We start from the raw sequence: 8,419 nt of genomic DNA on the forward strand, positions 1-8,419 counted from the left end.
CGATTCCCTCCTCCGCCTTGCGATGACGGCACCAGACCCCGCTCGCTGATCCGGCCTGATCCGAAAGACAGGCCCTACCCCCGCCGCGGGGGCAGGCACGGGGCCGCCGGAGGCTTCCCCTCCGGCCAGGCGATCTGGACGAAGCGCTGGCTGCCGTCCGGGGCCAGTTCCACGATCGGGACCGCCTTGTCGTACGGGTTGCCGTAGTTGTCCAGGCAGATCCAGCCGCTCGCACCCTCGACCCGCAGCGAGCCCTTGACCCGGGGCCACTGGGTGGCCACGTCCGCGAGCGGCGGGAAGGCCGCGCCCTGCGGGGTGGCCTGGCGGATCGCGTGGACCGCCGTCTTCACCGCGTCGTACGCGATGATCGCCTGGCCGTCGGTGTACGAGACAGGGCCGATCGGGCCGATCCCGTCCTGCACGGCGGTCGCCATGTCCGCGACGAAGGTGCGGTACGCGGCGGTCGACCCGCCCGTCGCCGGGACCGGCCTGCCGCTCGTGGGCGCCCAGGCGTCCGGATGGGCGAGCGAGGCGTAGCGGACGGTCAGCTTCACGCTCCCCTTCGGCTTCAGCGCCGCCCGGTCGAGCTTGGGGTCCGCGCCCAGGTACGAGCCCTCGTCGCCGGTCAGGACGGTGAACGAGCGCTCGGCGCAGCCCCGCGCGCCGAGCGCGTTGACGAACTGCCGCAGCTGGGTGTGGCGGCCCGCGAAATAGACCGTGTCCGCGCGGGTGTCGCAGATCAGATGCGTGATCTGGCGGAACGTATTGGCGGTCGTCCCCTCCTGCGTCGGATCGGCGGGCGACGTGAACAGCTGCGGCTCGTACGGCGCGCCCTTCATCGACGCCGCGAACGCGGTCTTGAGCGTGTCCGTGTAGTGGTCGCCGGTGCGGGTGTCCTGGACGAGCAGTGCCTTCGCCCCGTCGACCTTGCCGAACCGGGCGAGCGCGCGGGCCTCGTCGGTGTTGGTGGGGGCGACCCGGGCGAGACCGGGGTAGCGGTTGCCGCCGGGGCCGGTCCCCGGGCCGTTCGCGATGTCGTCGGCGGTGATGGTGGTGCCGACGACCGCGATGCCCGCGCCGGTCAGCGCCGTGATCGCCTGCCGCGTCTCAGTGGAGCTGGTGGCGATCCCGGTGACCGCGCGGAGCCGGTGCGGGGCCTCGGTCATCGTCCGCAGCCCGTCCACGGCCGGCCGCCAGTGCACGTTGCCCATGCCGGTGTTGGCGAGGACGAGCCGGATGCGCGGGGTCTCGTTGTTGGAGGTGTGGTTCGCGCGGTACTGCTGGGCGAAGGCGCCCTGGAGCTCGTGCAGCACGGTCTCCCGCGTCCCGCGGTCGGTCGCGGTCAGCGGCATCAGCACCGCCACCGTCACGTACTCGTCGGCCTTGAGTGTGGCGTTCTCCCGGCCGATCGCCGCGGCGACGGCGGTCAGCCCGGGAACCCCGAAGTCGTATCCCTCGCCGTTGACCCCGACGCATTCGTCGCTGCCCGGGGGCCGGGCGACGCCGGGGGCGCAGCCGCGGTCCTCCGGCTCCGTCAGCCAGTTGACGCCGTACCAGCCGCAGGAGAGCAGAACGGCGAGAGCCAGCACGGACGTGACGATCCTCTGCCTGGTCGTGTACCAGACGCGGTGCCGGAACGGGTTGCCGGTCATCATCGGACTCCGTCCTCCCGGCCCGGCGGCAGCGACAGCTCCCGCCAGGCCCGGATGTCCCTCGGCCAGTGGGTGGCCGCGTCCCACAGCGGGCTGTTGCCGGTCAGATGGCGGCCCGACAGCCCGCGCAGCTCGTGGGCCATCTTGTCGGCCACCTCGCCGTCCGGCAGGGCGAGCGGATCGGTCAGCAGCCACACCGCGTGCAGCAGCCGCCGCAGACACAGATGGAGCTCGACGGTCTCGTCGTCGAGACCGGCCGGCAGCGGACCGCCGGGCTCCTGACCGAGGGCGACCGCGCGCCGCGGATCGGGTCCGGCGCGGTGCGGCTCGCGCGGGTGGGGGGCCGAGGCGACGAACCGCAGCCGCCCCAGCCAGCCCGGGACGTCCGGCTCCGGGAAGGTCAGCCGCAGCTCGGTGACGGCGTCCTCGGTACGGCCCAGGGCGAGCTCCTGGTGCAGCCGGTACGGGGTGGACCGCGGCCCGTAGTGCCGGTGCAGGGTCTCGTGCACCGCCCGCCACGCGGCGTGGTCGGGGTCGTCCGCGTCATGGAAGCGCAGCCGGTGCAGCAGCAGGGCGCGCAGCAGGGAGTCGGCGACGAAGTGCTCGGGCCCCTCCGGCCAGTCCTCGTCGCGCAGCAGGTCCCGCACGCGCAGGGCCATGTCGCCGTCCGGGGAGTCCCCGCGCAGCCGGGTCCGGGCCAGCAGACGCGCCGACTCCTCGTCATGGGCGGCTGCGAGCACCGCGAAGGGGCCGTGACGCACGCCCGGCAGCAGCTCCCCGAGCAGGGTGGCGGCGACCGGCACCGGCGGGCGGTCCTCGCGCAGCTCCACCGTCAGATCGAGCAGGGCGCCCGGAGTGAGCGAGGACCGCAGCCGCGCCGGGGCCTCGGCCGCGGCCCGCGCCAGCAGCGCGACGCCCAGCGGCCGGCCGCCGGTCAGCCGGTGGACGCCCCGGGCCAGCTCGGCGGGGGTGCGCCCGGCCGGGTCGAAGCGGTCGAAGGCGCTCTGGGTCTGGGCCGGGCTCAGCGGGGTCAGCCCGACCGCGAGGATCCCCGAGGTGATGTCGGACCCGCGCGGGCAGGGCGCGCGGTGCGCGGTCTCGGGCAGCCGCAGCCGGGTCGCGTGCCGTAGACCGTCGTGGCCGCGCACCCGGGAGGCGGCGAAGACGACGACGTGGTCGCGGCGGCCGTCGGCGCGGGCCCGCAGCACCGGCTCGATCAGCTGCCGGCCGAGCGGCAGGTGGGCGTTGTCGAGCAGCAGCACCGGGCGGCCCCGGCGGGTGCCGCGCCGGATCAGGCCGGTGTAGGCACGGCCCAGGTCCTCGATCAGCGCCCCGACGAGGAAGTCCTCGGCCTCGCGCCGCCGCCGGCCGCCCTGCTCGAAGTCGTTGGCGAGCTGCTGGAGCCCGGCCTTGCCGCGTCCGCCGGCGTTGCGGTACGTCCCGTACCAGGCTTCGGGTCTGCCCTGGAAGCGCCCGAACACCTCCTCCAGGACGGTTTCGACGGTGGCCTCGGCGAGCAGCCCGGCCATCGGGGCGGTGGCCTCCGCGAAGTTGGCGGCCAGCTTGGCGAGCACCTTGGTGACCCAGTTGGCGGCGGCGCCCTTGGTCGCGTGGACGGTGGCCAGCACCGGCCCGAGCCGCTGGAGGTCCCGCCGGGCCTGCTCGTCGTCCTCCTGGGACCAGCTGATCGCGGCCACGGCGACCAGCCCGAGTGCCAGCCGGGGAAACTCCACCGGCCGGGCGGCGTGCACCTTGGGCGAGAGCTGGACGGACAGCTCGGCCAGCGCGCCGGTGAGCGGGGTCCATCCCGGCCCGTGGTCGGCGGGCGGCTCGATGCCCCCGCAGTCGATCAGCGCGAGCGGCGTGCCGCCCCGGTAGGCGTTGCGGAGCTGCTTGAGCAGGGCGGTCTTGCCCATGCCGCGGCCGCCGGTGAACACGGTGACGGGCGGGTCGTCGCCGTGCTCGTAGGGGACGGGATCGAAGTCGTGCGGGGTGAGACCGGTGAGGCGCGCGGCCAGACCGCCCTTCCGGAGCACCGCCTCGCGGCCGTACAGCTCTCTGTCCACCCGCCACCCCCTGTGTCCCCACGAGGACTGCCCCGCACGTCCCGTCACAGTGTCAAGTTCAGGATATCGACAGGGAGTTGGGTGTTCGTGTGGGATTTCGACGATCCGTCACCGGGCTGTGATCCCGGCCGCGCGGGCGCGGGGAGGCCCACTTCGGCCCCGTGGCCTGAGGTAGCGCCCGCGCCGCCGGAGCGTGAGGCTGGTGCCATGACGGAAGCGATCCCTCATGGCACCGGCGAGACCCACGGCGACACGCAGGTCCTGCACTTCGTGATGCATCTGCCGCACCCCGTGGTGCACGTCTGGGCCGCCGTGGCCACGCCGGAGGGCCTGCCCCAGTGGCTGGCGGCCGCCGACCTGCTGGAGCCGCGCCTCGGCGGCCGGGTCGTCCTGCGCTGGCTCAACGCGGCGGACGCGGAGGAGGACAGCGAGGGGGAGGGGCCGGGCACGGTGGCCTCCGGGCAGGTCACCGCCTGGGACCGGGAGGCCGTCGCCGAGTACACGCTGGACCTGCACGGCCGGATCCGCTTCCACATGGAGCCGCTGCCCGCCGACTCGTTCGCGACCGTCCTGCGCTTCACGAACGAGTTCACCGGGACCGGCGAGCGGCTCCTGGACAATCTGGCGGGCTGGCACCAGCACTTCGAGTACCTGTACGCCGCGCTCGACGGGCGGCCCACCGACTGGTCCGCGTGGACCCCGGACCGCTGGCGGCAGCTGCGGGAGGAGTACCTCAGTCGGCGGTGATCGCGTCCAGCCGGCCGCGCAGATACGTGTGCGAGTCGACGCCCCGTACGTCCGTGCCCGGATCGCACTCGTAGAAGTACACGAGCGACAGCAGCTCCTCGGCCGGTGCGTCGGCGGGCGGCGGAAGGACCCGGTGCCGGCCCGAGCGCCAGCGCCCGCCCGTCCAGCGGGCCATCAGGTCCCCGATGTTGACGGTCAGCGCCCCCGGCGTGTGGGGGGCGTCCTCCCAGCCGCCCTCGTCCGTGAAGACCTGCAGCCCGCCGAGGCCCGACTGCCGGTCGAGGACGGTGACCGTCCCGAAGTCGGTGTGCGGGCCGATCCGGAACTGTCCGGGCCGCGGCTCCCCGACGACGTCCCGGCCCGGGTACCAGTTCACGTTGAACCCCCAGGTCGGATGGCCGGTGTGCCGGGTGAAGAAGTCCTCCGGCTCGCCCAGGGCCACGCCCAGGAGCCCGAGGAGCCGGTCCGAGAGGGTCCGCATCAGCCGGAGGTACGTCTCCACGGCCGGTTTCAGCCCGGGGACCTCGGCGGGCCAGGCGTTCGGCAGGAACCACTCCGCGTCGACCGCGGGGTCGCCGGTCGGGTCGTCGGCGGCGAAGGACAGCGACTCCTTCAGGTCGGGCGGCGTCCGTGTCCCTTCCGCGTAACCGTTGGCCTCCGCGCCGGGGCCCAGCCAGCCGCGCCCGCCGACCTTCACGGCGTACGGCTCCTTGGCCTCCGGCGGGAGCAGGAAGAAGGAGCGCGCCAGCTTCCGGATCTCGCCGCCCAGCGCCGGGTCCACGCCGTGGCCGGTGACGAGCAGGAAGCCCGCCGTGCGCAGGGCCGTGTCGACGGCGGCGGCGGTGCGGGCGCGGGCGTCCGGGGCCCCGGAGAGCCACGGCTCCAGGTCGATCACGGGGATGCGGGGGGACGCCGGGAGTACGTCAGGGTTCGTCATGGATCCATACCTTTCCCGCCGGCCCCGCCGTCAAGTCCGGGCCGGGCCCCGTCATCGGCCGTCATGGCCGCATCGTGCTCACTGCGCGGCCGGAGGCGTGTCCTCACCGTTCTCGGGGTCGCCCTCGCGCCGCTTCAGCTCGTCCTCGCGGCGCCGCAGGTCCGCCTCCCAGTCCTTCAGGAGCTCCTCGTCCTTCTCGTTCGCCTTCTTCAGCCCGTCCAGGAACTCGGGGTTGTCGTCGGGCGCGACCCAGCGCGTCTTGTGGTTGCGGTGCCACTCGGACGGGGTCGAGCCGCCTGCCGGGGCGTGGCGCAGCTTGCCCGCGGCGAACCAGACGATCGGGCCGACTATCGAGAAGAGCAGGATGATGATCACCCAGACCACCTTGGGGAGGTGCTTGACCTCGTCCTCGGGGGTGTTGAGGCAGTCGATGAAGGCGTAGATCGTCAGTGCCAGGATCAGGATGAAGGGGAGATATCTGATCATGGTGGAACGGGCCCCCAAGCAGTGGTTGCGGGGCGCGGACGGGCCCCGGTGACCGTTCCAGACTAGTGGGTGGCCGATACTGGACGGCATGGCTTACGACGATCTTCGCTCGCTGCTCCGGGCGCTGGAGCGCGAGGGCGACCTCAAGCGCATCAAGGCCGAAGTCGATCCGTACCTGGAGGTCGGGGAGATCGTCGACCGGGTCCAGAAGTCCGGCGGCCCAGCGCTCCTGTTCGAGAACGTCCGCGGGTCGGCGATGCCGCTGGCGATGAACGTGTTCGGCACCGACCGGCGCCTGCTGAAGGCGCTGGGGCTGAAGTCGTACGACGAGATCAGCGAGAAGGTCGCCGGGCTGCTCAAGCCCGAGCTGCCCAAGGGCTTCATCGGCGTGCGCGAGGCCTTCGGCAAGCTCGGCGCCATGACGCACGTACCGCCGAAGAAGGTGAAGTCCGAGAACGCCCCGGTGCAGGAGGTCGTGCTCACCGGCGACGACGTCGACCTGGACAGGCTGCCCGCGCTCTTCACCTGGCCCAAGGACGGCGGCTCTTTCTTCAACCTCGGCCTGACCCACACCAAGCACCCCGAGACCGGCATCCGCAACCTCGGGCTGTACCGCCTCCAGCGCCACGACAAGCGCACCATCGGCATGCACTGGCAGATCCACAAGGACAGCCGCAACCACTACCAGGTGGCCGCCCGGCGCGGCGAGAAGCTGCCGATCGCCATCGCCTTCGGAGCGCCGCCGGCCGTCACGTACGCCTCCACCGCGCCGCTGCCCGAGGACATCGACGAGTACCTGTTCGCCGGCTTCCTGCAGGGCAAGCGGGTCGAGATGGTCGACTGCAAGACCGTGCCGCTGCAGGTCCCGGCCGACGCCGAGGTCGTCCTGGAGGGGTGGCTCGAACCCGGCGAGATGCTGCCGGAGGGCCCGTTCGGCGACCACACCGGCTTCTACACGCCGCAGGAGGACTTCCCGGCGCTGAAGATCGACTGCGTCACGATGCGCCGCCGCCCGCTGCTCCAGTCGATCGTGGTCGGCCGGCCGCCGACCGAGGACGGTCCGCTGGGCCGCGCCACGGAGCGCTTCTTTCTGCCGCTGCTGAAGATCATCGTGCCGGACATCGTGGACTACCACCTGCCCGAGTCGGGCGGCTTCCACAACTGCATCATCGTCTCGATCGACAAGAAGTACCCCAAGCACGCTCAGAAGGTCATGAACGCCATCTGGGGCGCGCACATGCTCTCGCTGGAGAAGCTGATCGTCGTCGTCGACGCCGACTGCGACGTGCACGACTACCACGAGGTCTCGTGGCGGGCGCTCGGCAACGTCGACTACGCCCGCGACGTCCTGATCACCGAGGGCCCCGTCGACCACCTCGACCACGCCTCCTACCAGCAGTTCTGGGGCGGCAAGATGGGCATCGACGCGACCAAGAAGCTGCCCGAGGAGGGCTACACCCGGGACGGCGGCTGGCCGGACATGGTCGAGTCCGACCCGGACACGGCGGCGCTGGTCGACCGCCGTTGGAAGGAGTACGGCCTGTGAGCGCGTCCGCTGCGGCGGTACCGGGCCCGGGCCGGACGAAGGCCTTCCTGCGGCTGGTGATGATCGAGCACTCGGTCTTCGCGCTGCCGTTCGCGTACATCGCCTCGCTCACCGCGATGTTCCAGCAGGACCGGACCATCCAGTGGGTGAAGCTGCTGCTCGTCACCGTCGCCATGGTGGGTCTGCGGACCTTCGCGATGGCCTGCAACCGCATCATCGACCGCGAGATCGACGCCCGTAACCCGCGCACGGCGGGGCGCGAACTGGTCACCGGCGCGGTGTCGGTGCGCTCCGCCTGGACCGGCGCGGGCGTCGCCGTCGTGCTCTTCCTGGGCGCCGCGGCCCTGCTCAACCCGCTCTGCCTGGCGCTCGCTCCGCTCGCCGTGGTCCCGATGGTCGTCTACCCGTACGGGAAGCGGTTCACGAACTACCCGCATGCCATCCTCGGCCTCGCCCAGGCGATCGGCCCGGTCGGCGCGTGGCTCGCGGTCACCGGCACCTGGTCCTGGGACGCGGTCGTCCTCGGCCTCGCCGTCGGCGTCTGGATCGGCGGCTTCGACCTGATCTTCGCCTGCCAGGACGTCGCGGCCGACCGCGCCGAGGGCGTCTTGTCCGTCCCGGCCCGCTTCGGCGTCCCGGCGGCGCTGTGGGGGGCACGCGCCTGCCACGCCGTCACGACGGCCCTGTTCGTCTGGTACGCCCTGGCCACGGACGCCGGCCCGTTCTTCTGGGCCGGTCTGGCGATCGTCGTCGTGGCCTTCCTGTACGAGCACTCGATCGTGACCCCGCACGACCTGTCCCGGCTGAACCGGGCGTTCTTCACGGTCAACGGATTCATCGGGATCGCGCTGTTCGTGTGCGCGCTGCTGGATCTGCTGGTCCGGGGTCTGACGGTGTGAGGCCCAGGGGGTGTCCGGTGAAGGTCGACGACGGCGGTGACGGCCGTGTCGAGCAGCACCCGGTCGTGCGAGGCGATCAGACACGG

General features: G+C 72.5%; 7 protein-coding genes. 3 read left to right on the forward strand and 4 right to left on the reverse strand.

Annotated features, from left to right (window positions below; all coding sequences use genetic code 11):
- Positions 1–74: 74 nt before the first annotated feature.
- Together ABT342_RS30315 and ABT342_RS30320 are read right to left on the reverse strand one after the other, a co-directional pair.
- A complete protein-coding gene (locus ABT342_RS30315; RefSeq protein WP_502965638.1) occupies positions 75–1,652 on the reverse strand; it encodes an ABC transporter substrate-binding protein in 1,578 nt (525 codons plus the stop codon).
- Positions 1,652–3,718 carry a hypothetical protein gene (locus ABT342_RS30320; RefSeq protein ID WP_351580979.1) on the reverse strand — a complete coding sequence of 689 codons (2,067 nt, stop codon included), beginning with the start codon at positions 3,716–3,718 and terminating at the stop codon, positions 1,652–1,654. The genes ABT342_RS30315 and ABT342_RS30320 overlap by 1 nt, the downstream gene beginning before the upstream one ends.
- A gap of 207 nt (positions 3,719–3,925) precedes the next feature.
- Between ABT342_RS30320 and ABT342_RS30325 the strand changes: the two genes are divergently transcribed.
- On the forward strand, positions 3,926–4,465 hold the full coding sequence (locus ABT342_RS30325; RefSeq protein WP_351580981.1) for an SRPBCC domain-containing protein: 540 nt from the start codon (positions 3,926–3,928) through the stop codon (positions 4,463–4,465).
- Here the strand turns inward: ABT342_RS30325 and ABT342_RS30330 are convergent.
- Positions 4,452–5,402 (reverse strand): isopenicillin N synthase family dioxygenase, encoded by a 951-nt coding sequence (locus ABT342_RS30330; RefSeq protein WP_351580983.1) that lies wholly within the window; start codon positions 5,400–5,402, stop codon positions 4,452–4,454. The genes ABT342_RS30325 and ABT342_RS30330 overlap by 14 nt on opposite strands.
- Positions 5,403–5,480: 78 nt before the next feature.
- Positions 5,481–5,888: a PLD nuclease N-terminal domain-containing protein gene (locus ABT342_RS30335; protein ID WP_351580985.1), complete on the reverse strand. Its 408-nt coding sequence runs from the start codon at positions 5,886–5,888 to the stop codon at positions 5,481–5,483.
- Positions 5,889–5,976: 88 nt separating this feature from the next.
- Between ABT342_RS30335 and ABT342_RS30340 the strand changes: the two genes are divergently transcribed.
- Both ABT342_RS30340 and mqnP read left to right on the forward strand, forming a co-directional pair.
- The gene (locus ABT342_RS30340) at positions 5,977–7,434 is read left to right on the forward strand and encodes a menaquinone biosynthesis decarboxylase (protein WP_351580987.1); all 1,458 of its coding nucleotides are present in this window, start codon (positions 5,977–5,979) and stop codon (positions 7,432–7,434) included.
- Positions 7,431–8,333, forward strand: a complete 903-nt coding sequence (gene mqnP, locus ABT342_RS30345; protein ID WP_351580990.1) for a menaquinone biosynthesis prenyltransferase MqnP — start codon at positions 7,431–7,433, stop codon at positions 8,331–8,333. Before ABT342_RS30340 ends, mqnP begins: the two co-directional genes overlap by 4 nt.
- Positions 8,334–8,419 lie beyond the last annotated feature (86 nt).

Origin of the sequence: Streptomyces sp. NPDC000410 (assembly GCF_040300305.1) — a bacterium.
Taxonomy (GTDB): domain Bacteria; phylum Actinomycetota; class Actinomycetes; order Streptomycetales; family Streptomycetaceae; genus Streptomyces.

What these genes read in the sequence shown, in the direction of transcription:
- ABT342_RS30315 (WP_502965638.1), bottom strand. Translation starts at nt 1,652, where the DNA reads ATGACCGGCAACCCGTTCCGGCACCGCGTCTGGTACACGACCAGGCAG.
- ABT342_RS30325 (WP_351580981.1), top strand. Translation starts at nt 3,926, where the DNA reads ATGACGGAAGCGATCCCTCATGGCACCGGCGAGACCCACGGCGACACG.
- ABT342_RS30330 (WP_351580983.1), bottom strand. Translation starts at nt 5,402, where the DNA reads ATGACGAACCCTGACGTACTCCCGGCGTCCCCCCGCATCCCCGTGATC.
- ABT342_RS30335 (WP_351580985.1), bottom strand. Translation starts at nt 5,888, where the DNA reads ATGATCAGATATCTCCCCTTCATCCTGATCCTGGCACTGACGATCTAC.
- ABT342_RS30340 (WP_351580987.1), top strand. Translation starts at nt 5,977, where the DNA reads ATGGCTTACGACGATCTTCGCTCGCTGCTCCGGGCGCTGGAGCGCGAG.